We start from the raw sequence: 22,738 nt of genomic DNA on the forward strand, positions 1-22,738 counted from the left end.
AACCCGACTTCGGCACTCTCCTCTCATCGCCGACACGCCGGAATGGCACGGGACAGGTGTTCCGGTCGTGGTGCGGCTCTGATTTCGGAGGAGACGCCGATGCCGGACGGCTTCAGCGCGGGCGATACCGCCTTTGTGTTCATCTGTGCGGCCCTGGTCATGTTGATGACCCCGGGTCTGGCCTTCTTCTACGGAGGCATGGTCAGGGTCAAGAGCACCCTCAACATGCTGGTGATGAGCTTCATCTCACTGGCCATCGTCACGGTGCTCTGGGTCCTGTACGGCTACACGCTGGCCTTCGGGCCGGACGCGGGGGCGGGCCTGATCGGCAACCTCGACTACCTGGGCATGCGCGGCATCGACCTGAACGCCCTGACCGGGACGATCCCGGTGACCGGCTTCGCCGCCTTCCAGCTGATGTTCGCGATCATCACCCCGGCGCTGATCAGCGGCGCCATCGCGGACCGGGCGAAGTTCGCGGCCTGGAGCCTGTTCGTGGCGCTCTGGGTGACCGTCGTGTACTTCCCGGTCGCGCACTGGGTGTTCTTCTTCGACGGCGGCAACGGCGGCTGGCTCGGCGACCGCAACGGCGTGATCGACTTCGCCGGCGGCACCGCGGTGCACATCAACGCCGGTGCGGCCGGCCTGGCCCTGGCCCTGGTGCTGGGCAAGCGGATCGGCTTCAAGAAGGACCCGATGCGCCCGCACAACCTGCCGCTGGTGATGCTCGGCTCCGGCCTGCTGTGGTTCGGCTGGTTCGGCTTCAACGCGGGCTCGGCGCTGGCCGCCAACGGCGTGGCGGGCATGGCCTTCGTCAACACCCAGGTCGCCACCGCCGCCGCCGTCCTCGGCTGGCTGGCCTACGAGAAGATCCGGCACGGCGCGTTCACCACGCTCGGCGCCGCCTCCGGCGCGGTGGCCGGCCTGGTCGCCATCACCCCGGCCTGCGGCTCGGTCTCCCCGCTCGGCTCGATCGCCATCGGCCTGATCGCCGGCGCGCTGTGCGCCGCCGCGATCAGCCTGAAGTACAAGTTCGGCTTCGACGACTCGCTCGACGTGGTCGGCGTCCACCTGGTCGGCGGCATCGTCGGCTCGCTGCTGATCGGCCTCTTCGCCACCGGCCACGTCGGCCAGACCGCGTCCGGCCTGTTCTACGGCGGCGGCCTGGGCCAGCTCGGCAAGCAGGCGCTCGGCGTGGTCGTCGTCCTGGTCTACTCCTTCGTGCTCTCCTGGCTGCTGGGCCAGGCGATCCAGAAGACCATCGGCTTCCGGGTCGCCGAGGAGGTCGAGGTCTCCGGCATCGACCAGGCCGAGCACGCCGAGTCCGCCTACGACTTCACCGCCGTCGGCGCCAGCCTCGCCCGCACCCCGGCCACTCCGGTGGCCGTCCCCGCCGAGAAGACCGAGGTCGACGCCCGATGAAGCTGATCACCGCCGTCATCAAGCCGCACCGCCTGGACGAGGTCAAGGACGCCCTGCAGGCGTTCGGGGTGCACGGCCTGACCGTCACCGAGGCCAACGGCTACGGCCGCCAGCGCGGCCACACCGAGGTCTACCGCGGCGCCGAGTACACGGTGGACCTGGTCCCGAAGGTCCGGATCGAGATACTGGTCGAGGACGAGGACGCCGAGCAGCTGATCGACGTGGTCGTCAAGGCCGCCCGCACCGGGAAGATCGGCGACGGCAAGGTCTGGTCGATCCCGGTCGAGACCGCCGTCCGGGTCCGCACCGGCGAACGCGGACCCGACGCCCTCTGAACCACCGCTGAGACCCTCCTGGCGGACCTGCCCGTGCGGCAGGTCCGCCGAAGGCGCATCCGGCACCAGTACGCACCGGGAGCAGACGTGAGCAGCACCGACCCCGCCGAGCACGGCTACAGCGCCGAGCGCGCCCGCCTGCTGGCCGACCCGGACACCACCGGCCCGCAGCGCCGCGCCGCCCTGGCCCGGCTCACCGACGACTGGCTGGCCGCCCTGCACCGGGCCGCCGGCGGCCCCGCCCGCACCGCGCTGGTCGCCGTCGGCGGCTACGGCCGGGCCGAACTCTCCCCGCGCAGCGACCTGGACGTGCTGCTGCTGCACGAGGGCCCGCTCGCCGCCGACCTCGCCGAACGGATCTGGTACCCGGTCTGGGACAGCGGCGTCGCCCTCGACCACGCCGTCCGCACCCCCGGCGAGGCCCGCGAGGTCGCCGCCGAGGACCTCAAGGCCCAGCTCGGCCTGCTCGACGCCCGCCACCTGGCCGGCGACCCGCAGCTCACCGCCGACCTGCGCTCCGCCGTCCTCGCCGACTGGCGCGCCGCCGCCCCCGAGCGGCTCCCCGAGCTGCGCGAGCTCGGCCGCGCCCGGGCCGAACGCCACGGCGAGCTGTCCTTCCTGCTCGAACCCGACCTCAAGGAGGCCCGCGGCGGCCTGCGCGACCTGGTCGCCCTCGACGCGGTGGCCGCCACCTGGCTCGCCGACGCCCCCCGGGACGGCCTGGACGCCGCCGCCCGCACCCTCGCCGACGTCCGCGACGCGCTGCACCTGACCACCGGCCGGGCCACCGAACGGCTCTCCCTCCAGGACCAGGACCAGGTCGCCGAACGCCTCGGCGTGCTCGACGCCGACACCCTGCTGCGGCAGGTCTACCGGGCCGCCCGCACCGTCGCCTACGCCTCGGACGTCACCTGGCGCTCCGTCGACCGCGTCCTCGCCGCCCGCCGCCCGGCGCCGCGCCGCGTCGCCCGGTTCGGCTTCCCGTTCAACGGCGCCCGGCGCGCCCCGCTCGGCCCCGCCGCCCCCGAGCGCCGCCCGCTCGCCGAGGGCGTGGTCGAGCAGGACGGCGAGGCGGTGCTCGCCCAGGCGGCCCGGCCCGCCACCGACCCGGTGCTGCCGCTGCGCGCCGCCGCCGCGGCCGCCCAGGCCGGACTGGCCGTCGGCTACGCCACCGTGCGCCGGCTGGCCGCCGAGACCGGACCGCTGCCGGTGCCCTGGCCCGACGAGGCCCGCGAGCAACTGGTCACCCTGCTCGGCGCCGGCGAGGCCTGCCTGCCGGTCTGGGAGGCGCTGGAGGCCGAGGGGCTGATCAGCCGGATGCTGCCGGACTGGGAACGCGTCCGCTGCCGCCCGCAGCGCAACGCCGTGCACCGCTGGACCGTCGACCGGCACCTGATCGAGACCGCCGTCCGGGCCGCCGCGATGACCCGCCGCACCGCCCGCCCCGACCTGCTGCTGGTCGCCGCGCTGCTGCACGACCTCGGCAAGGGCTGGCCCGGCGACCACTCCGAGGCCGGCGAGGTGATCGTCCGCGACGTCGCGGTCCGGATGGGCTTCGACAAGCACGACACCGACACCCTGGCGCTGCTGGTGCGCCACCACCTGACGCTGGTCGACACCGCCACCCGCCGCGACCCCGACGACCCGGCCACCGCCGACCTGATCGCCAAGACCGTCGGCACCCAGACCCACCTGGAACTGCTGCACGCCCTCACCGAGGCCGACGCCACCGCCACCGGCCCCGCCGCCTGGTCGAGCTGGCGGGCCTCGCTGGTCGCCACCCTGGTCGAGCGCACCGCCGCCCGGCTGGCCGGCGACGCCCGCCCGCCCGCCGCCGACGCCGAGGTCACCGCCGACCAGGAACGCCTCGCCGTCGAGGCCGCCCGCACCGGCGCCCCCGCGCTCGCCCTCACCGCCCACGCCGAGACCCCGTCGGACGGCGGCGAGCCGATGGGCGTCGAGCTCACCCTGGCCATCCCCGACCGCCCCGGCCTGCTCGGCACCGTCGCCGGGGTGCTCGCGGTGCACCGCCTCACCGTCCGCAAGGCCGGCCTGCGCGAACTCGACCCGATCGGCGCCGGCCCCGTCCTGCTGCTGTCCTGGACGGTCGCCGCCGAGTACGGCGACCTGCCCGAGGCCGCCCGGCTCCGGGCCGACCTGCGCCGCGCCCTGGACGGCTCGCTGGACGTCGCCCGCAAGCTCGCCGAGCGCGACGCCGCCGCGCCGCGCCGCCGCGGCATCAGCACCCCGCCGCCGGTGGTCGCCGTCGCCCCGCACGCCGCCTCGCGCTCGGCCACCGTGCTGGAGGTCCGCGCGCACGACGCGCCCGGCCTGCTGCACCGGATCGGCCTCGCCCTGGACGGCGCCGGGGTACGGGTCCGCACCGCGCACGTCTCCACCCTCGGCGCGGAGGCCGTCGACGCCTTCTACCTGACCTCGGCCGACGGCCGGCCGCTGGAACCGGAGCACGCCGAACGGGTCGCCGGGGCCGTCCGGAAGGCCCTGGAGGCGCGCTGAACGCCGGTTCCCGCAGGGGCGCAGACCGCTCGCCGGGGGTACGGCTACCCTTGGGGGCGACGACAGTACCCGTACTCGATGCCGCAAGGGACCCGCGACCGACGTGTTCGACACTCTCTCCGACCGCCTCGCAGCGACGTTCAAGAACCTCCGGGGCAAGGGCCGTCTCAGCGAGGCGGACATCGACGCCACCGCGCGCGAGATCCGGATCGCCCTGCTGGAGGCGGACGTCGCGCTCCCCGTGGTCCGCGCCTTCATCAAGCAGGTCAAGGACCGGGCCCTGGGCTCCGAGGTCTCCGGCGCGCTGAACCCGGCCCAGCAGATCATCAAGATCGTCAACGAGGAGCTGATCAGCATCCTCGGCGGCGAGACCCGCCGCCTGCGGTTCGCCAAGACCGGACCGACCGTGATCATGCTGGCCGGCCTCCAGGGCGCGGGCAAGACCACGCTGGCCGGAAAGCTCGGCCACTGGCTCAAGAGCCAGAAGCACACCCCGCTGCTGGTCGCCTGCGACCTCCAGCGCCCCAACGCCGTCACCCAGCTCGGCGTGGTCGCCGAGCGGGCCGGCGTCGCCTTCTACGGCCCGCAGCCCGGCAACGGCGTCGGCGACCCGGTGCAGGTCGCCCGCGACTCCATCGAGTACGCCAAGCAGAAGCAGTACGACGTCGTCATCGTCGACACCGCCGGCCGCCTCGGCATCGACGCCGAACTGATGCAGCAGGCCGCCGACATCCGCGCCGCGGTCGACCCGGACGAGGTCCTGTTCGTGGTCGACGCCATGGTCGGCCAGGACGCGGTCACCACCGCCCAGGCCTTCCTGGAGGGCGTCGACTTCACCGGCGTCGTGCTCTCCAAGCTCGACGGCGACGCCCGCGGCGGCGCCGCGCTCTCGGTCGCCCACGTGACCGGCCGTCAGATCATGTTCGCCTCCAACGGCGAGAAGGTCGACGACTTCGACGCCTTCCACCCCGACCGGATGGCCTCGCGCATCCTCGGCATGGGCGACGTCCTCTCGCTGATCGAGAAGGCCGAGCAGACCTTCTCCCAGGCCGAGGCCGAGAAGATGGCCGCCAAGCTCCAGGGCGGCGGCAAGGACTTCACGCTCGACGACTTCCTGTCGCAGCTGGAGCAGGTCCAGAAGATGGGCTCCATCTCCAAGCTGCTCGGCATGCTCCCCGGCATGGGCCAGATCCGCGACCAGATCAACAACCTGGACGACAAGGACGTCAACCGGGTCGGCGCGATCATCAAGTCGATGACCCCGGCCGAGCGCTCCGACCCCAAGCTGATCAACGGCTCGCGCCGGCTGCGCATCGCCAAGGGCTCCGGCGTCCAGGTCGGCGAGGTCTCCGGCCTGGTCGAGCGGTTCTTCGAGGCCCGCAAGATGATGTCCGCGATGGCCTCCGGCAAGGGCATCCCCGGCATGCCGGGCATCCCCGGGATGGGCGGCGGCGGCAAGAAGTCCGCCAAGAAGGCCCCGGTCGCCAAGGGCAAGCGCAAGAGCGGCAACCCGCTCAAGCGCGCCCAGGAGGAGGCCGCGGCCGCCGAGCGCAAGGCGCTCGGCCCCGGCCAGGGCGCCCAGCCGGGCGGCGCGTTCGGCCTCCAGCCGGGCAAGGGCCCGGCCGACTTCGACCTCCCCAAGGAGTTCAAGGACCTGCTGTAGGCGGCGGGGCGCGGGTGCACCCGCGCCCCTGCTTCCGTCCCCCGTTGCGCCATGATGTCCCGTATGCGCGTGACGATCCGATCCCCCCGCCCCGATGACGTCGTCCCCTACGCCGAGGCGGTGCGCCGCTCCGCCGCCCACATCGGGCGGTGGAACCCGGTGGAGCCGGACGGCCTGCCGGACCTGCTGAGCCGTCAGGGCGCGGGCCTGCGGACGTTCCTGATCGTCGACGTCGAGACCGGCGGCCTGGTCGGCAAGTGCAACGTGGCGAACATCGTGATGGCGCGGTTCTGCAACGGGGTGCTGGGCTACGACTCGTACGAGCCGTTCGTCGGGACGGGCCGGATGTCGGAGGGCATGCGGCTGGTGGTGGAGCGCTGCTTCACCCCGGCCGAGCGGGGCGGGCTGGGACTGCACCGGCTGGAGATCAACGTGCAGCCGGACAACGAGCGGTCGATCGCCATGGCCCGCCGGCTGGGCTTCCGGCACGAGGGCCTCACCCCGCGGATGCTGTTCCTCCAGGAGGCCTGGCGCGACCACGAGCGCTTCGCGCTGACCGCGGAGGAGTGGCCGACGCCGGTGCGCTGACCGGGCCCGGTCGCGGCGTTGCGCGCCGCCCGGCGGGCGCCGTGTCCGTATTGTCCGACGGGTGAGCAACCCCGTGCCGCCGCGCCAGACCCCCGACCAGCCCTGGCGCTCCGAGGGGGCGCCGCCCCCGCCGCCGCCGAAGAAGAAGATGCCGGGCGGCTGGACCGGCCTGATCCTCACCGCGCTGGTGGTCTTCCTGCTCTCGGACGTCCTGCTGAGCTTCTTCGGCAACGGCGGGTCGACCACGATCTCGTACACCGAGTTCAACAAGCAGCTGAACAGCGGCAACATCACCAAGATCTACGCCAAGGGCGACGCGATCGAGGGCAACCTCAAGAACAAGCAGCCCAAGCCGGACGGGGAGAAGGGCGACTACACGGAGTTCACCACCCAGCGCCCGGCGTTCGCGGGCGACAACCTGTGGGGCACCCTGCAGTCGCAGAACGTCGAGGTGACCGCCCGGCCGGTGGTGCAGCAGCGCAGCTTCCTGGCCAACCTGCTGATCTCGCTGGCGCCGATGCTGCTGCTGATCGGGGTCTGGGTGCTGATCGCCCGCCGGATGGCCGGCGGGATGGGCACCGGCGCGCTCGGCCGCAAGGCCCCGCCGAAGCCGGTGGACACCAGCCAGGGCAAGCGCACCACCTTCAAGGACGTGGCCGGCATCGACGAGGTCGAGGCCGAGCTCAGCGAGGTGGTCGACTTCCTGAAGAACCCGCAGGAGTACCGCCGGCTCGGCGCCAAGATGCCGCGCGGCGTCCTGCTCTCCGGCCCGCCCGGCACCGGCAAGACGCTGCTGGCCCGGGCCGTCGCCGGGGAGGCGGACGTGCCGTTCTTCTCCGCCTCGGCGTCCGAGTTCATCGAGATGATCGTCGGCGTCGGCGCCGGCCGGGTCCGCGACCTGTTCTCCGAGGCCCGCAAGGTCGCCCCGGCGATCGTCTTCATCGACGAGATCGACACCATCGGCCGGCAGCGCGGCGGCGGTGGCGGCATGGGCGGCCACGACGAGCGCGAGCAGACGCTCAACCAGATCCTCACCGAGATGGACGGCTTCTCCGGCTCCGAGGGCGTGATCGTGATCGCCGCGACCAACCGCGCCGAGGTCCTCGACCCGGCCCTGCTGCGCCCCGGCCGGTTCGACCGCCGGATCACCGTCAGCCCGCCCGACCGGGCCGGCCGCGAGCAGATCCTGCGGATCCACACCCGCGAGGTGCCGCTGGCGAAGGGCACCGACCTGGACACCGTCGCCCGCACCACGCCCGGCATGACCGGCGCCGACCTGGCCAACCTGGTCAACGAGGCCGCGCTGCTCGCCGTCAAGCGCAAGCAGGACGCGGTCGGCCAGGAGGACCTCTCCGAGGCACTGGAGAAGGTCCAGCTCGGCGCGGTCCGCCCGCTGGTGATGCCCCAGCAGGAACGCGAGCGGACCGCCTTCCACGAATCCGGCCACGCCCTGCTCGGCATGCTGCAACCCGGCGCCGACCCGGTCCGCAAGGTCACCATCGTGCCGCGCGGCCGCGCCCTCGGCGTCACCCTCTCCACCCCCGACACCGACCGCTACTCCTACACCGAGCCCTACCTGCGCGGCCGGATCGTCGGCGCGCTCGGCGGGATGGCCGCCGAACAGGTGGTCTACGGGGTGGTCACCACCGGCGCCGAGAGCGACCTCGAACAACTCACCACCATCGCCCGCTCGATGGCCGGCCGTTGGGGCATGAGCGACCGGGTCGGCCGGGTCACCGCCATCCCCAACGACAGCCAGTCCCCGTACGGCCTGGCCGCCGCCCCCACCACGCTGGACGCGGTCGACGAGGAGGCCCGGCGGATCGTCGCCGAGTGCTGGGAGGAGGCCGTCGCCCTGCTGCACCGGCACCGCGACCGGCTCGACGCGCTGGCCGCCGCCCTGCTGGAGGCCGAGACCCTCGACGAGGACGCCGCGTACGCTGCCGCCGGGCTCAGCCGGTCCTGACGCCGGGCTCAGCCGGTCCTGGCGCCCTGGCGCCCTGGCGCCCTGGCGTTCCTGGCATTCTTGGCGGTTCCCGCCCAGGGGCTCTGCCGCTACCCGCGGGGCTTCGTCCCCACCGCCCAGCGGAACTCGTTCGCCATCCGCACCGAACCGTCCGGGCGCAGGTACGGGTGCAGCGCCTCCGCCAGCTCCTTGGCCACCAGCGCCGCCCCGGCGGCCTCCTCGGCCCGGTCGAACAGGCCGGTCGACAGCAGGCCGCGGACCGCCGAGTCCAGGCCCGCGTAGGCGAACGGGCAGGCCACCCGGCCGCTCCCGGACGGGCGCGTCCCCGCCGCGGCCAGCAGCGACTCCAGGGCGCCGGGGCCGGACGCGGCGAACGGGTCCGGCGCGTCCAGCGGGGCGTGCCGGCGGGCCACCTCCAGCACCGCCGCGCTCTCGCAGCGCTCCGCCGGACCCCAGGCGGCCACCACCAGGTGCCCGCCCGGCAGCGTGCGCTCCGCCGACCGGGCGACCAGCGCGGGCACCGGCGGCTGCTCGAAAACCGTCACCAGGGAGTGCGCCGGGCGGGGGACGGGGTGCGCCGAACGGGCGACCGCCTCCGCCCGGCCGCCGGGCGACACCTGCAGCCCGCGGGCCGCCGCCAGCTCCCGCAGCCCGGCGTCCGCCTCCACCCCCGCGACCTGCGCGCCGCGCCCCGCGGCGAGCAGCAGCGCCAGCCCCGACCGGCAGCCGACGCCCAGCAGACTGGTGGCCGCGCCGACCTCCAACCGCCGGTAAACGTCCTGGTAGAGGGGGACGAGCATGCGCTCCTGGATCTCCGCCCAGTCCCGCGCCCGACCGCTGCGCCCCGCCGGGGAGTCCGTCCGGACCCGGTCCACGGTGCTGCCGGTCACCTGCGCTGAAGCCATCGCGGCCTCCCATTCGGTCCTCGGAATCGGCTGCGGTCCCCGCAGCCCGGCCCCCCGGCCCCCCTCCCAGCGAACAGCGGGCCGCGTCCGCCGTCCAGAGGGGTGCGAGCAGGTATCCGTGCGCCGCGGGTGTGCGCCCCGGGGTGTGCGCGGGCGCGGCGCGTTCCGACCGGTCGGCCGTCCGGGGTTTGCGGGCGGGGTCCGCGTCCGGGGTTCGTGGGCGGGGTCCGCAGGCGGGGTTCGCGGGCGGGGCGAAACCGATTCACGGTCGGGCCCCGGTTTTCCGTACCATTCGGCCCATGGCTAAGGCACCCGTTCTCACTCCCCAGGCGGAAGACTTCCCCCGCTGGTACCAGGACCTCATCAACAAGGCCGAGCTGGCCGACAACGGTCCGGTGCGCGGCACCATGGTCATCCGACCGTACGGCTACGGCCTGTGGGAGCGGATGCAGCAGGAGATGGACGCGCGGATCAAGAAGGCGGGCGCCCAGAACGCCTACTTCCCGATGTTCATCCCGCAGTCCTACCTGACCAAGGAGGCCGAGCACGTCGAGGGCTTCGCCCCCGAGCTCGCGGTGGTCACCCACGGCGGCGGCAAGGAGCTGGAGGAGCCGGTCGTCGTCCGGCCCACCTCCGAGACCATCATCAACGAGTACTTCTCCAAGTGGGTGCAGAGCCACCGGGACCTGCCCCTGCTGATCAACCAGTGGGCCAACGTGGTCCGCTGGGAGCTGCGCCCGCGCGTCTTCCTGCGCACCACCGAGTTCCTCTGGCAGGAGGGCCACACCGCCCACGCCACCTACGAGGACGCCCGCGCGTACGCCTCGCGGATCCACACCGACGTCTACGGCGACTTCATGACCAACGTGCTGGGCATCGACGTGGTGCTCGGCCGCAAGACCGCCAAGGAGCGCTTCGCCGGCGCCATCAACACCCTCACCCTCGAAGGGATGATGGGCGACGGCAAGGCGCTGCAGATGGGCACCAGCCACGAGCTGGGCCAGAACTTCGCCAAGGCGTTCAACACCACCTACCAGCTGCAGGGCGCCGAGCGCGAGCACGTCTGGCAGACCTCCTGGGGCGTCTCCACCCGCATGGTCGGCGGCCTGATCATGTCCCACGGCGACGACAACGGCCTGCGGGTGCCGCCGCGGCTGGCCGCCGTGCAGGCCGTGGTGCTCGCCATCAAGGGCGAGGACGCGGTGCTGGCGAAGGTCCGCGAGATCGGCGCCCAGCTGGAGGCGGCGGGCGTGCGGGTGGTCGTCGACGACCGCACCGACACCCCGTTCGGCCGCCGCGCCGTGGACTGGGAGCTCAAGGGCGTCCCGCTGCGGATCGAGGTCGGCCCGCGCGACCTGGAGGCCGGCACCGCGATGCTGGTCCGCCGGATCGCCGGCGGCAAGGAGCCGGTCGCGGTCGACTCCCTGGCCGCGATCGTCCCCGGCATCCTGGAGGAGGACCAGGCGCAGCTGCTGCGCGAGTCCCGCGAGCGCCGCGAGGCCCGCACCGTGGACGTCAAGACCATCGAGGAGGCCGCCGAGGCCGCCACCACCGGCTGGGGCCGGATCTCCTGGGCCGACCTCGGCCCCGAGGGCGAGGCCAAGTTGGCCGAGCAGGGTGTTTCGGTGCGCTGCCTGATCGCCGAGGACGGCTCGGTGCCGGCCGCCGACGACCAGCCCGGCAACCTCGCCCTGGTCGCCCGCGCCTACTGAGCCGCCCCGCCGCGGCCGCCTTTCCGGGGCGGCCGCGGACCGGCCTCCGGCCGACCCCGCTCCCGTGAACTGCGCGGCCGGCCGCTTTCCCGGTGAATTCCCGAACCCCGGCCCGGGTGCTGGCAGTTGAGACTACTCACCAGTCAACTCCCCGAGGTACTCCACAAGCGGTACGGTGTACGGCCCGTGGCCCTGTCAATTTTCGGACAGGACGCGGGCCGTCCGTCGTGGGGATGTTGGGCTCCGCGGCGGGTGCCGAGAGCCCGGCGAAACCCGCCGGCTCCATACGTGCAGGGGGTTGGTCTTGCGTCAGTCCGGAGCCGCGCAATTCGCGCGCGGAAGTGCATTTCTGAGAGTCCGCTGGGAATTCCCGAACCGGGGCGTCCGCCGGAACACCACCGCTCTCCCCGTCGTTGGTACAGCGTGAGCACGACACAGCCCCTCGTCCTTGCGGCCGAACTGGCCGCCGCCTGGAGCGACATCCAGGCCCACCACCGGGACCTGCCCGACCTGGCGTCGCCCGAGGCGCTGATCGGCGAGTCCTCGTCCGCCTGCGGCACCCAGCTCAACTTCGAGCGGCTGCTGCACGAGGCCGCCCACGGCCTGGCCGCCGCGCGGGAGATCCGCGACACCTCGCGGGCCGGGCGCTACCACAACCGCCGCTTCCTGCTGCTCGCCTCCGAGCTGGGCCTGGCCCACCCGGTCGAGCCGCACGCCAGCAGCGGCTTCTCCCAGGTGACGATGGGGCACGAGACCCGCGACCGCTACGCCGAGACCATCGAGCGTCTCGACCGCGCGCTCGGGGCGCACCAGCTCGCCGTCGCCGGCGAGGGCAACCACCGCGCCTTCCGCGGCCCCGCCGCCCGGCACGGCTCCTCGGGCGGCGGCGTCCGGGTCAAGGCGGTGTGCGGCTGCGGTCGCAACGTCCGCGTCGTCCCGTCCGTGCTGGCGCAGGCCTCGATCGTCTGCGGCGCCTGCCAGCAGCCGTTCAAGATCGCCTGAACCCGTCGCACGGCGCGCGATCCGCATCACGCACGATCCGCATCACGCACGATCCGCATCACTGCACGACGCCCGGTCCGAGTGACGCACGACGCCCGGTCCGGGTGACGCACGACCCGAGTGACGCCCTGAGGTCCTGCCGTTCCGCGCGGGGGCGCGGTCCGGGGGGACCTCTGCGGTGTGGCAGAATGGATGGCTGAGTACTCGGCAGCCAAGACAGGACCCTCTCTCCTAACGGCTGGCGTGTCCCTTGAACGGCACCTCGCGCCGCAGCCCCACGCGGCGGAGCGCTGCTCACCCACGTCAAAACCAGGAGAATCCACACCCGTGGCTGTCAAGATCAAGCTGAAGCGTCTGGGCAAGATCCGCTCCCCGCACTACCGCATCGTCGTCGCCGACTCGCGCACCAAGCGCGACGGCCGCGCGATCGAGGAGATCGGCCTCTACCAGCCGACCTACAACCCCTCGAAGATCGAGGTCGACGGCGAGCGCGCCCAGTACTGGCTGTCCGTCGGCGCCCAGCCGACCGAGCCGGTGCTCGCCATCCTCAAGCTGACCGGCGACTGGCAGAAGTTCAAGGGCCTGCCGGCTCCGGAGCCGCTGAAGGTGGCCGAGCCCAAGGTCGAGGACTTCTCGCACCTGTTCGCCAAGGCCGTCGCCGGCTTCGAGGACGCCACCACCGGTGTCGCCATCACCCCGAAGGCCAAGAAGTCGGACAAGGCTGACGAGGCCGAGGCCGCTTCCACCGAGGCCTGAGCATGATCGAGGAAGCCCTCGACCACCTGGTGAAGGGCATCGTCGAGCACCCCGACGAGGTGCAGGTCCGCTCGCGCAACCTGCGCCGCGGCCACACCATCGAGGTGCGCGTGCACCCCGACGACCTCGGCAAGGTGATCGGCCGGGGCGGCCGTACGGCTCGCGCACTGCGCACCGTGGTCGGCGCCCTGGGCGGCCGCAACGTCCGGGTCGACCTGGTCGACGCGGACAGCCTCCGCTGACCTCCGCTCGACCGCCGAGGGCACCGACCGCGAGGTCGGCCACCGGGTTTCAGGACCGGCCGGGACGCATCCGTCCCGGCCGGTCCTTCCTCGTTTCCGGGACCACCGCCGTCCCTCCCGCCGCAAGTACCCTTCAGCTCCATCACCTTCCAGGAGAACGATCACCGTGCAGCTCGTCGTCGGCAAGATCGGCCGCGCCCACGGCATCCGGGGGGACGTCAGCGTCGAAGTCCGCACCGACGAGCCGGAGCTGCGGCTCGGGCCCGGCGCGGTCCTCCTCACCGACCCCGCCGCCACCGGACCGCTGACCGTCGAGAGCGGCCGGGTGCACAGCGGACGCCTGCTGCTGCGCTTCGCCGGGGTCAAGGACCGCACCGCCGCCGAGGCCCTGCGCGGCACCATGCTGATCGCCGAGATCGACCCGGACGAGACCCCCGAGGACCCGGACGAGTACTACGACCACCAACTCATCGGCCTGGACGTGGTGCTGGCCGACGGCACCCCGGTCGGCGAGCTCACCGAGGTGGTCCACCTCCCGTACCAGGACCTGCTCACCGTCGAGCGCCCAGACGGCACCGAGGTGCTGATCCCGTTCGTCGAGCAGATCGTCCCCACCATCGACCTGGACGAGCAGCGCGTCGTCATCACTCCGCCGCCCGGCCTGATCGACCCGGTCGACGCGGGTTCGGGCGCGGGCTCGGGCTCGGGCGCGGGTTCGGATGGAGACGCGGGTTCGGACGGAGACGCGGGCGAGGGCGCGGACTCGGATGCCGGCTCGGGCTTGGGTTCGGGTCCGGGCTCGGGTTCGGGCGAGAACGGTGGTGGCGCGTGAGCGACATGCGGATCGACGTCGTCACGATCTTCCCCGAGTACCTGGAGCCGCTGAACGTCTCGCTGGTCGGCAAGGCGCGCGCCCGCGGGCAGTTGGACGTGCACCTGCACGACCTGCGCTCCTGGACCACGGACATCCACCGCACCGTGGACGACACGCCCTACGGCGGCGGGCCCGGCATGGTGATGAAGCCGGAGCCGTGGGGCGCCGCGCTGGACGCCGTGCTGGCCGCCGGGCCCGAGGGCGAGGTGCCGACCCTGGTGGTGCCCACCCCCAGCGGACGCTCCTTCACCCAGGAACTGGCCCAGGAACTCGCCGCCCGCCCCTGGTTGGCCTTCGCGCCCGCCCGCTACGAGGGCATCGACCGGCGGGTCATCGAGGAGGCCGCGACCCGGATGCCGGTGGTCGAGACCTCGATCGGTGACTACGTGCTGGCCGGCGGCGAGGTCGCGGTGCTGGTGATGGTCGAGGCGATCGCCCGGCTGCTGCCCGGTGTGCTGGGCAACGCCGAGTCGCACCGCGACGACTCCTTCGCCCCCGGCGCCATGGCCGACCTGCTGGAGGGCCCGGTGTACACCAAGCCCGCCGAGTGGCGCGGCCGGGAGGTGCCGGAGATCCTGCTCAGCGGCCACCACGGGAAGATCGCCCAGTGGCGGCGCGAGCAGGCGTTCGCCCGCACCCTGGCCAACCGGCCCGACCTGGTGGCCCGCTGGCAGCGCGAGGCGTTCACCAAGAAGGAGCGCGAGGCGCTCAGCGTGCTCGGCCTGGCCTGGGACGAGGCCGCCGGCCGATTTCGGTCCGTGGCCGAGCCTGTGGAACAATAGGCGACTGTTGTCTGCCGCCCGGATCTCCTCACGGGGAGCCAGTGGACCGGTGCCCCCGCCACGGGGGGATCACCGCCAGCCGAAGCGGCCCGCAACACCACCCAGTCGAATCGAACTTCCGTGGGCGGCCCGTGGCGCCTGCGATGGAGAGCAACGATGAGCAACAAGCTCGCTGCTGTCGACGCGGCCTCGCTGCGCACCGACATCCCCGCCTTCCGCCCCGGCGACACCCTCAAGGTGCACGTCCGAGTCATCGAAGGCAACCGCTCGCGCGTCCAGGTCTTCCAGGGCGTCGTCATCCGCCGCCACGGTGCGGGCATCGGTGAGACCTTCACCGTCCGCAAGGTCAGCTTCAACGTCGGCGTCGAGCGCACCTTCCCGGTGCACACCCCGGTCGTCGAGAAGATCGAGGTCGTGACCCGCGGTGCGGTCCGCCGCGCCAAGCTGTACTACCTGCGCGACCTCCGCGGCAAGGCCGCGAAGATCAAGGAGAAGCGCGACGCGTGATCGCGCAGGCTCAATCGGGGTTGGCCCTCCAACCGGTGTAGACCGGGGGGATAAGCTCACCCCCGATGAGCACGCACGAGCCACCGACGGACCGCGACGGCAGTCCCGCACCCACGGGTGCGGACTCGCCGTCGCGGTCCGCCGCCGTTTCCGCCTCCGGAACCCCGGGAGCTCCTGGAGCCCCCGGAACGGCCACCGTCGCCGTTTCCGGCCCGAGCCCGAGCCCGGACGGTGAGGTCGGCGCCGAGGGAGACCGGGGCGCCGAGGGCGAGGCGGGTGCTGACGACGACCACGGCGGCGGGCGGCGGTGGTCGCGCGACCTGCTGTGGATCGCGGCGGTGTGCGTGGTCGTCCTGCTGGTGGTGAACGCCTTCGTGGTCCGGCCGTTCGCGGTGCCCTCCGGTTCGATGGAGGGGACGCTGCGACCGGGCGACCGGGTGCTGGTCAACCAGCTCGCGTACGCCTTCGGCGGGCACCCGCAGCGGGGCGACGTAGTGGTCTTCGACGGCATCGGCTCCTTCCTGCCGTACCAGGACGAACCGTCCGGCCTGAAGCGGCTGTTGACCGGCGCGGGCCTCGCCCCGGCCGGTGACACGGTCTACGTGAAGCGGGTGATCGGCGTCGGCGGGGACCGGATCACCTGCTGCGGCACCGACGGCCGGCTCAAGGTCAACGGGGTGCCGCTGGACGAGAGCGCGTATCTGCTCCCCGGCGACGCCCCGTCGGCGGTACCGTTCGACATCGTGGTTCCTGACGGCAAGTTGTGGATGATGGGCGACCACCGCAGCGCCTCCCGCGACTCCCGTGACCACCTCGGCGAGCCCGGCGGAGGCGCCGTGCCCGAGGACAAGGTGATCGGCCGCGCCGACTGGGTGATGTTCCCCCTCGGCCGGGCCACCTCCCTCGACCGACCGGCGGCGTTCGCCGCGATTGAGGGGACTGGTGGCCATGGGGAGCAGAGGTAGACCCAGGACCGCCGCCGACGGCCCGTCCGACTCCGCGGACCCGGGCCGCACCTCCTGCACCGCCTCCGGCCCTGACTCCGAGCCCGGCTCCGGACCTGGTTTCGGACCGGACTTCGCAACCGGTGCCGACCCCGGGTCCGTGTACCTGATCCCCGCAACGCCCCCCGCGGACGGAGCGGAGGACGTGGACGGCGAGGAGCACGGCGGCAGCCGCTCCGGGGGCAGTGGTGGTGACGGCGGCGGGAACGGTGCGGACGACGCGGGTGGCCGCTCCGCCCGGGGCCGCGCCGAGCGCCGCCGCAGCGCCAAGCGCGCCGCGCGCCGCAGCCGGCGCTCGTTCCTGCGCGAGCTGCCGGTGATCGTGCTGGTGGCCCTGGTCATCGCGCTGGTGATGAAGACGTTCCTGATCCAGGTGTTCGTGATCCCCTCCGGTTCGATGGAACAGACCCTGCGGATCGGCGACCGGGTCGTCGTGGACAAGCTGACCCCGTGGTTCGGCGCCGAGCCGGAGCGCGGCGAGGTGGTGGTCTTCAAGGACCCGGGCGGCTGGCTGGAGAACGACCACAAGCGGTCCACGGACGGGCCCGTGCTGCGGAACGTGAAGTCGGTGTTCTCTGCGGTGGGGCTGCTCCCCTCCGACGACGAGCGGGACTTGATCAAGCGGGTGATCGGCGTCGGCGGCGACACCGTGGAGTGCTGCGACGAGCACGGCCGGGTGAGCGTGAACGGCACCCCGCTGGACGAGCCGTACATCGCGGCCGGCAACTCGCCCTCGCGGATCACCTTCAAGGTGACGGTCCCTCAGGGGCGGCTCTGGGTGATGGGCGACCACCGCGACCTGTCCGCCGACTCCCGCTACCACATGGGCAATCCGGGCTCCGGGACGATCCCGGTGGAGAACGTGGTCGGACGCGCGTTCGTGGTGGCCTGGCCGCTCTCCCACTTCGGTCAACTCGACGTTCCCGATTCACTCTCCTCCCTTCCGGGGCGGACAGCAGGATCGGCGGCCGTTGAGCCGGTTCCTGCGGAACCCCCACTCGTTATGGGTGTGTTGGGCGTCCTTCCGCTCCTCACCCGGCACCGCAGAACGCGCCGGAGGGGCGGGCCGGTGGCCGACTGACATCCGGGTCGGCGCGTGGGAGCACGGGCACGTCGACCGGTAGTGATAGAGAAGTGTGAAGTGCTCGGTTCCGGCCTGGTGTCGGGCCTGCCCCAGTAGGGCAAGCCAGAGGCGGGCTTTCGGTCGATCGCAGAGTGTGGTGCCCGCTGTGCGGCACTCGTGAGCGCGGGCGCGCAGGCGTCCGCACAGCAGGGAGGAGATGTCGTGGGGGATCTGGTGATCGGTGCCCGCTCAGGTGCTCCGGAGCCCGACGGGGAACCCGTGGGCAACCAGGAGGGGCTGCCCGCCGGTGACGGCGAGGAGCTCCGGGACACCGAGGACGGGGCGGAAGCCACCGGGGATTCGGCGGCGACGTCCAGGAAGGCACCGAAGCAGCGTTCCTTCTGGAAGGAACTGCCGATCCTGATCGGCATCGCGCTGATCCTGGCCCTGGTGATCAAGACCTTCTTCGTCCAGGCGTTCTCGATTCCCTCGGGGTCGATGGAGAACACGCTGCAGGTCGGCGACCGCGTCCTGGTCGACAAGCTCACTCCCTGGTTCGGCTCGGAGCCGGAGCGCGGCGAGGTGGTGGTCTTCAAGGACCCGGGCGGCTGGCTGAACGACGAGCCGACCCAGCGCAGCGACAACTCCTTCGTCCGCGGCGTGCAGGACGTGTTCAGCTTCATCGGGCTGATGCCGTCCAGCGACGAGAAGGATCTGATCAAGCGGGTCATCGCGGTCGGCGGCGACACCGTGGAGTGCCAGGGCTCCGGCCCGGTCAAGGTGAACGGCGTCGCGCTCGACGAGCCGTACATCTTCCCCGGCAACACCCCGTGCGGGGAGAAGCCCTTCGGCCCGGTGAACGTGCCCAAGGGCACCATCTGGGTGATGGGCGACCACCGCGGCAACTCGCTGGACTCGCGGTACCACATGGACCAGCCCGGCGGCGGAACCGTCCCGGTCGGCAACGTGGTGGGCCGCGCGTTCGTGGTGGCCTGGCCGATCGGCGACTGGGCGACGCTGCCCGTCCCGGACACCTTCGACCAGAAGGGGCTGGCCGCCGGACCGCTCGCTCCGGCGATGGCCGGTACGGCGCTCGCCGTCCCCGCCGTGTGGTGGGTGCGCAGGCGCCGCCGCTGACCGGACACCGGCCGGCCGGGAAGACCTCTTGCGCGGGCCGTGGTACTGGCGAGTAATCTGCTCGCACGTGCCGCGGCCCGCAGTGCTGTCCGGACCAGGACGGCCGGCGGCGCACCGGCCGCGAGCGCTCGTCCGGAGCGCCCGAGCACCAGGAGAGGGCGGAGCCGATGAGCAGCGTCGCGGAGCAGACCCCGCGCACCGAGGCCGGGCCGGCCCGCCGCCGGAGCGCCGGGTCGATCGCGCAGGGCGTGGTGATCGCGCTCGGCTTCGTGATGCTGGTCGGCGGCTTCGGGACGCTGGCCCTCCAGTACCGGCCCTACAAGATCCCGACCGGTTCGATGAGCCCGACCCTGAGGGTCGGCGACACCGTCCTGGCCCGGACCGGCGGATCCGCCGGCCGCGGTGACATCGTGGTCTTCCAGGACCCGGACTGGGGCAGCGCGACCTTGGTCAAGCGCGTGGTCGCGGTCGGCGGCGACACCGTCTCCGGCGGCCGCGACGGGCGGATCGCCGTCAACGGGCACCAGGTGTCCGAGCCCTACCTGACCCCTGCGGCGATGAACACGACCGAGTTCTCGATCACCGTGCCCGAGGGGCGGTTGTTCCTGCTCGGCGACTTCCGGGGGAACTCCCTGGACTCGCGCAGCCACCTCGACGTGGCGTTCGGCTCGGTGCCAGCCTCCGAGGTGAAGGCGAAGGTCGAAGCGGTGATCCAGCCGCTGTCCCAGGCCGGGCTGAAGCAGCGCACCACGGCCTTCGACGAACTGGGCGCACCGGGTGCGCACCACCCCGGCCCGCTGGTGCCCGCCGCGTGGACGGCGGTCGTCGGCGCGGTGCTGATCGTGGTCGCCTCCGCAGTCGGCTGGGTGGTCTCGCTGGCCGGGCGGCTGCGGCGGCGGAGGGCCTGATCCCGGGGCCGGAGGCGCACCGCCCCCGGCATCGGCACTGGCCAGGAGACGAGCCCAGCGCTTCAGGACGGAGCTGAACCAGATGGTGGTCGAGCATCGCCGGGCCGTCCGGGTGCTGCTGTTGGACCCGGACGACCGCGTCCTGCTGCTGCACGGGACGGACCCGGCCGAACCCGGGACCACCTGGTGGATCACACCCGGCGGCGGCATCGAACCGGGCGAGAGCCCGGCCGAGGCGGCCCGGCGCGAGCTGGCCGAGGAGATCGGGCTGACGGACGTGGACTGGGGACCGCTGGTCGCGTACGGCACGGCGGAGTTCTCCTTCCGGGGCAGGGAGTATCGACAGGAGCAGTGGTTCCGACTGGCCCGCACCACCAGGACCGCGGTGTCACTGACGGAGGGCGGAGCGGACGAACACGCGCTGCTGCTGGCCGTCCGCTGGTGGACGGTGGGGGAGTTGAGGACCACGGGGGAGACCGTCCACCCCCGCGGACTGGTCGAACTGGTGGCACGGGTTCTGACGGAAGGACCGCCAGAACGGCCAGTAAGGCTCTGAGCACGGGCCCGGTGGTCCACAATGGGGTGGACGTGACGAGTGAGGGGACGCTTGGAATGAGTGCCGAAGACCTCGAGAAGTACGAGACCGAGATGGAGCTCAAGCTCTACCGGGAGTACCGGGATGTCGTCGGCCTGTTCAAGTACGTGATTGAGACCGAGCGGCGCTTCTATCTGACGAACGACTACGACCTCCAGGTGCACTCGGTGCAGGGCGAGGTGTTCTTCGAAGTGTCGATGGCGGATGCGTGGGTCTGGGACATGTACCGACCGGCCCGGTTCGTTCGGAAGGTCCGCGTGCTGACGTTCAAGGACGTGAACATCGAGGAGCTGGCCAAGAGCGACCTCGAGCTGCCCTCGGACGACTCCGCCTTCGGTAACTGACCGCCCCGCGACCGGGCGATCGGTTTCCGGCGGGCCGGGTGCCCGGCGGGAACGGCACGGCCGACCGTGCCCTCCTGCCGGGGCTGCCGCACCTCCGTGAGCTGCGACGGTGCCCGGGCCACCGAGATTGACTGCGCTGATCGAGCACTGTCCAGCGCATTTTTCGATTTGTCGCTCGAACGGGTGAACCAAGTTATCCACAGGTCCGGGTTATCCACAGGCCTGACGATTCCGCTGGCCCGCCCTCGGCGCCTGACGGCAACCTTCCGACCGGAGGTGATTGCCGTGCAGAACCCCAACAAGATTTCCACCAACGGCCTCGGACGCTACGGCGAGGAGGTCGCCGCCCGCCGACTCACGGAGGGCGGCCTGTGCATTTTGGAACGCAACTGGCGCTGCGCCGACGGCGAGCTCGACATCGTCGCGCTCGACGGGGACACCCTGGCGATCTGCGAAGTGAAGACCCGCTCCGAGTGGGGCTTCCAGCAGCCCGCCGAGGCGATCGACCAGACCAAGGCCGACCGGCTGCGCCACCTCGCCGAACGGTGGCTCGCCGAACGCTGGCCGGTGCACTTCTCCCAACTCGTGCTCGCCGCCGAACGGGCCGGGGGCGTCGATCCGCAACCCGACGCGGAGAGCGGCGGGCCGGCCCCGCCGCCGCCCGGCGGCGTCCGCATCGACCTGGTCGCCGTGGTCAACCCCCGCCGGGGCGCCGCCGCGGTCGAGCACCTGCGCGGGGCGGTCTGAATGGCATTCGCCCGCACCTGCTCGGTCGCCCTGGTCGGCGTGGACGGCGTCGTGGTCGAGGTCCAAGCCGACCTCGAACCCGGACTCGCCGCCTTCAGCCTGGTGGGCCTCGCCGACAAGGCCCTCCTGGAAGCCCGCGACCGGGTCCGCGCCGCCGTCTCCAACAGCGGGGAGAAGTGGCCGCTGCGAAAACTCACCGTGGGCCTCACCCCGGCCTCCGTACCCAAGAGCGGCAGCGGGTACGACCTGGCCGTGGCCTGCGCCGTCCTGGCGGCCGCCGAACGGCTCGACCCCGCGTCGATCGACGGCATGCTGATCATCGGAGAGCTCGGACTGGACGGTCGCGTACGCCCGGTGCGCGGAGTCCTGCCCGCGGTCCTGGCGGCGGCCGACGCCGGCTACCGGCAGATCGTGGTCGCCGAGCAGACCGCCGCCGAAGCGAAACTGGTGCCCGGCGTCTCCGTCCTCGGAGTGCGCAGCCTGCGCCAGCTCATCGCGATCCTCACCAACGCACCCGTCCCCGACGAGCCACCGGACCCGTCCACCGGCCGTCCCGACTCCTCCTTCGCTGGGCTGCTGCTCCCCGGCCTCGGCGTCCGCGACCTCACCTCGGACCAGGCCGTCCGACCCGACCTCGCCGACGTGGCCGGGCAGGACGAGGCCCGCCAAGCCCTGGAGATCGCTGCAGCAGGCGGACACCACCTCTACCTGAAGGGCCCGCCGGGCGCCGGCAAGACGATGCTGGCCGAACGGCTCCCGGCCCTGCTCCCCCCGCTCACCCCCAGCGAAGCCCTCGAAGTGACCGCGATCCACTCCGTGGCCGGCCTGCTCCCACCCGACCGCCCGCTGATCGACACCCCGCCCTACTGCGCGCCGCACCACTCGACGACCATGCCCGCCATCGTCGGCGGCGGAACGGGACTGCCCAGGCCCGGAGCCGTCTCCCTCGCCCACCGCGGCGTGCTGTTCCTCGACGAGGCACCCGAATTCCCGGTCCGGGTCCTCGACGCACTGCGCCAACCCCTGGAATCGGGGGAGGTGATGATCGCCAGAGCCGCAGGCTCGATGCGGCTGCCCGCCCGCTTCCTGCTCTGCCTGGCCGCCAACCCCTGCCCCTGCGGCCGCTATTCACTGAGAGGAGAAGGGTGCGAATGCACACCCGTCATGGTCAACCGCTACCAAGCACGGCTGTCCGGCCCGCTGCTGGACCGGGTGGACCTCCAGGTGCAGGTTGCCGGGGTCACCAAGGCCGAACTGATGCAGCAAGGCGGAAAGGCCGAGAGCACGGCGACGGTCGCCGCACGCGTGCGGGAGGCCCGGGCACGGGCCGCCGCTCGCCTCGCCGACACCCCGTGGCGGACCAACGCCGAAGTGCCCGGGCACGAACTGCGCACGCGCTGGCAGCTCGCACCCGGATCGCTGGCCGACGCCGAACGTGACCTCGACCGGGGCCTGCTCACCGCACGCGGCCTCGACCGCGTCCTACGGGTGGCCTGGACGGTCGCCGACCTGGCCGGCCGGAACTGCCCGAACCGGTCCGACATCCAGACCGCGCTCACCCTCCGCACCGGGGTGCGGCGCGTCCTCCGCCCGACGGACCGCAGGAACGCCCCGCGCTACCCGTACGAGGACGCCGACAGGGACACCGACTCGGGCGGCGAGTTCTGAC

22 protein-coding genes are annotated in these 22,738 nt (G+C 72.7%); 21 read left to right on the plus strand and 1 reads right to left on the minus strand.

Features of this window, described 5'->3' with window-relative positions:
- Positions 1-99: 99 nt before the first annotated feature.
- The 6 genes from OU787_RS22365 (at position 100) to ftsH (ending at position 8,491) form a co-directional block, all read left to right on the plus strand.
- Positions 100-1,422 (plus strand): ammonium transporter, encoded by a 1,323-nt coding sequence (locus tag OU787_RS22365; RefSeq protein WP_030458823.1) that lies wholly within the window; start codon positions 100-102, stop codon positions 1,420-1,422.
- A complete protein-coding gene (locus OU787_RS22370) occupies positions 1,419-1,757 on the plus strand; it encodes a P-II family nitrogen regulator (RefSeq protein ID WP_030458822.1) in 339 nt (112 codons plus the stop codon). Before OU787_RS22365 ends, OU787_RS22370 begins: the two co-directional genes overlap by 4 nt.
- 87 nt (positions 1,758-1,844) lie before the next feature.
- Positions 1,845-4,274 (plus strand): [protein-PII] uridylyltransferase, encoded by a 2,430-nt coding sequence (locus OU787_RS22375; protein WP_030458821.1) that lies wholly within the window; start codon positions 1,845-1,847, stop codon positions 4,272-4,274.
- Between the two features lie 103 nt (positions 4,275-4,377).
- Complete coding sequence (gene ffh / locus OU787_RS22380) at positions 4,378-5,937, plus strand: signal recognition particle protein (RefSeq protein WP_030458820.1); 1,560 nt, start codon at positions 4,378-4,380, stop codon at positions 5,935-5,937.
- Between the two features lie 63 nt (positions 5,938-6,000).
- Positions 6,001-6,525, plus strand: a complete 525-nt coding sequence (locus tag OU787_RS22385; protein ID WP_232794866.1) for a GNAT family N-acetyltransferase — start codon at positions 6,001-6,003, stop codon at positions 6,523-6,525.
- Positions 6,526-6,586: 61 nt separating this feature from the next.
- Positions 6,587-8,491 (plus strand): ATP-dependent zinc metalloprotease FtsH, encoded by a 1,905-nt coding sequence (gene ftsH / locus OU787_RS22390; RefSeq protein ID WP_030458818.1) that lies wholly within the window; start codon positions 6,587-6,589, stop codon positions 8,489-8,491.
- Between the two features lie 89 nt (positions 8,492-8,580).
- Here the strand turns inward: ftsH and OU787_RS22395 are convergent, their stop codons facing one another.
- On the minus strand, positions 8,581-9,396 hold the full coding sequence (locus OU787_RS22395) for a class I SAM-dependent methyltransferase (protein WP_030458817.1): 816 nt from the start codon (positions 9,394-9,396) through the stop codon (positions 8,581-8,583).
- Between the two features lie 299 nt (positions 9,397-9,695).
- Between OU787_RS22395 and proS the strand changes: the two genes are divergently transcribed.
- The 15 genes from proS (at position 9,696) to OU787_RS22470 (ending at position 22,737) form a co-directional block, all read left to right on the plus strand.
- Positions 9,696-11,108 carry a proline--tRNA ligase gene (gene proS / locus OU787_RS22400; protein ID WP_030458816.1) on the plus strand — a complete coding sequence of 471 codons (1,413 nt, stop codon included), beginning with the start codon at positions 9,696-9,698 and terminating at the stop codon, positions 11,106-11,108.
- Between the two features lie 423 nt (positions 11,109-11,531).
- Positions 11,532-12,110 (plus strand): hypothetical protein, encoded by a 579-nt coding sequence (locus OU787_RS22405; protein ID WP_030458815.1) that lies wholly within the window; start codon positions 11,532-11,534, stop codon positions 12,108-12,110.
- Between the two features lie 327 nt (positions 12,111-12,437).
- Positions 12,438-12,866 carry a 30S ribosomal protein S16 gene (gene rpsP / locus OU787_RS22410; protein WP_030458814.1) on the plus strand — a complete coding sequence of 143 codons (429 nt, stop codon included), beginning with the start codon at positions 12,438-12,440 and terminating at the stop codon, positions 12,864-12,866.
- Between the two features lie 2 nt (positions 12,867-12,868).
- On the plus strand, positions 12,869-13,108 hold the full coding sequence (locus OU787_RS22415; RefSeq protein ID WP_030458813.1) for an RNA-binding protein: 240 nt from the start codon (positions 12,869-12,871) through the stop codon (positions 13,106-13,108).
- Positions 13,109-13,274: 166 nt separating this feature from the next.
- The gene (rimM, locus tag OU787_RS22420) at positions 13,275-13,940 is read left to right on the plus strand and encodes a ribosome maturation factor RimM (RefSeq protein ID WP_030458812.1); all 666 of its coding nucleotides are present in this window, start codon (positions 13,275-13,277) and stop codon (positions 13,938-13,940) included.
- A 5-nt stretch (positions 13,941-13,945) separates the two neighbouring features.
- The gene (trmD, locus tag OU787_RS22425) at positions 13,946-14,764 is read left to right on the plus strand and encodes a tRNA (guanosine(37)-N1)-methyltransferase TrmD (protein ID WP_030458811.1); all 819 of its coding nucleotides are present in this window, start codon (positions 13,946-13,948) and stop codon (positions 14,762-14,764) included.
- Between the two features lie 156 nt (positions 14,765-14,920).
- Positions 14,921-15,271, plus strand: a complete 351-nt coding sequence (rplS, locus tag OU787_RS22430; RefSeq protein ID WP_030458810.1) for a 50S ribosomal protein L19 — start codon at positions 14,921-14,923, stop codon at positions 15,269-15,271.
- A gap of 65 nt (positions 15,272-15,336) precedes the next feature.
- A complete protein-coding gene (lepB, locus tag OU787_RS22435; protein ID WP_030458809.1) occupies positions 15,337-16,236 on the plus strand; it encodes a signal peptidase I in 900 nt (299 codons plus the stop codon).
- Positions 16,237-16,375: 139 nt separating this feature from the next.
- On the plus strand, positions 16,376-17,356 hold the full coding sequence (gene lepB / locus OU787_RS22440) for a signal peptidase I (protein ID WP_051816674.1): 981 nt from the start codon (positions 16,376-16,378) through the stop codon (positions 17,354-17,356).
- Between the two features lie 204 nt (positions 17,357-17,560).
- Entirely contained in the window at positions 17,561-18,475 is a 915-nt protein-coding gene (lepB, locus tag OU787_RS22445; protein ID WP_030458807.1) for a signal peptidase I, read from the plus strand.
- A 167-nt stretch (positions 18,476-18,642) separates the two neighbouring features.
- Complete coding sequence (lepB, locus tag OU787_RS22450; protein WP_268660367.1) at positions 18,643-19,383, plus strand: signal peptidase I; 741 nt, start codon at positions 18,643-18,645, stop codon at positions 19,381-19,383.
- Between the two features lie 82 nt (positions 19,384-19,465).
- Entirely contained in the window at positions 19,466-19,939 is a 474-nt protein-coding gene (locus OU787_RS22455; RefSeq protein ID WP_268660368.1) for an NUDIX hydrolase, read from the plus strand.
- A gap of 56 nt (positions 19,940-19,995) precedes the next feature.
- A complete protein-coding gene (locus OU787_RS22460) occupies positions 19,996-20,322 on the plus strand; it encodes a DUF2469 domain-containing protein (protein ID WP_030458804.1) in 327 nt (108 codons plus the stop codon).
- A gap of 276 nt (positions 20,323-20,598) precedes the next feature.
- Positions 20,599-21,069: a YraN family protein gene (locus OU787_RS22465; RefSeq protein ID WP_369794916.1), complete on the plus strand. Its 471-nt coding sequence runs from the start codon at positions 20,599-20,601 to the stop codon at positions 21,067-21,069.
- Positions 21,070-22,737 (plus strand): YifB family Mg chelatase-like AAA ATPase, encoded by a 1,668-nt coding sequence (locus OU787_RS22470; RefSeq protein ID WP_268660369.1) that lies wholly within the window; start codon positions 21,070-21,072, stop codon positions 22,735-22,737.
- The last annotated feature ends 1 nt before the right edge of the window (position 22,738 follow it).

This window comes from Kitasatospora sp. YST-16 (assembly GCF_026802215.1).
Classification (GTDB): domain Bacteria; phylum Actinomycetota; class Actinomycetes; order Streptomycetales; family Streptomycetaceae; genus Kitasatospora; species Kitasatospora cineracea.

Excerpts from the sequence above, each read along its gene's own strand:
- OU787_RS22365 (WP_030458823.1), top strand. The coding sequence starts at position 100 with ATGCCGGACGGCTTCAGCGCGGGCGATACCGCCTTTGTGTTCATCTGT.
- OU787_RS22370 (WP_030458822.1), top strand. The coding sequence starts at position 1,419 with ATGAAGCTGATCACCGCCGTCATCAAGCCGCACCGCCTGGACGAGGTC.
- OU787_RS22385 (WP_232794866.1), top strand. The coding sequence starts at position 6,001 with ATGCGCGTGACGATCCGATCCCCCCGCCCCGATGACGTCGTCCCCTAC.
- OU787_RS22395 (WP_030458817.1), bottom strand. The coding sequence starts at position 9,396 with ATGGCTTCAGCGCAGGTGACCGGCAGCACCGTGGACCGGGTCCGGACG.
- proS (WP_030458816.1), top strand. The coding sequence starts at position 9,696 with ATGGCTAAGGCACCCGTTCTCACTCCCCAGGCGGAAGACTTCCCCCGC.
- OU787_RS22415 (WP_030458813.1), top strand. The coding sequence starts at position 12,869 with ATGATCGAGGAAGCCCTCGACCACCTGGTGAAGGGCATCGTCGAGCAC.
- trmD (WP_030458811.1), top strand. The coding sequence starts at position 13,946 with ATGCGGATCGACGTCGTCACGATCTTCCCCGAGTACCTGGAGCCGCTG.
- rplS (WP_030458810.1), top strand. The coding sequence starts at position 14,921 with ATGAGCAACAAGCTCGCTGCTGTCGACGCGGCCTCGCTGCGCACCGAC.
- lepB (WP_030458809.1), top strand. The coding sequence starts at position 15,337 with ATGAGCACGCACGAGCCACCGACGGACCGCGACGGCAGTCCCGCACCC.
- lepB (WP_268660367.1), top strand. The coding sequence starts at position 18,643 with ATGAGCAGCGTCGCGGAGCAGACCCCGCGCACCGAGGCCGGGCCGGCC.
- OU787_RS22455 (WP_268660368.1), top strand. The coding sequence starts at position 19,466 with ATGGTGGTCGAGCATCGCCGGGCCGTCCGGGTGCTGCTGTTGGACCCG.
- OU787_RS22460 (WP_030458804.1), top strand. The coding sequence starts at position 19,996 with ATGAGTGCCGAAGACCTCGAGAAGTACGAGACCGAGATGGAGCTCAAG.
- OU787_RS22470 (WP_268660369.1), top strand. The coding sequence starts at position 21,070 with ATGGCATTCGCCCGCACCTGCTCGGTCGCCCTGGTCGGCGTGGACGGC.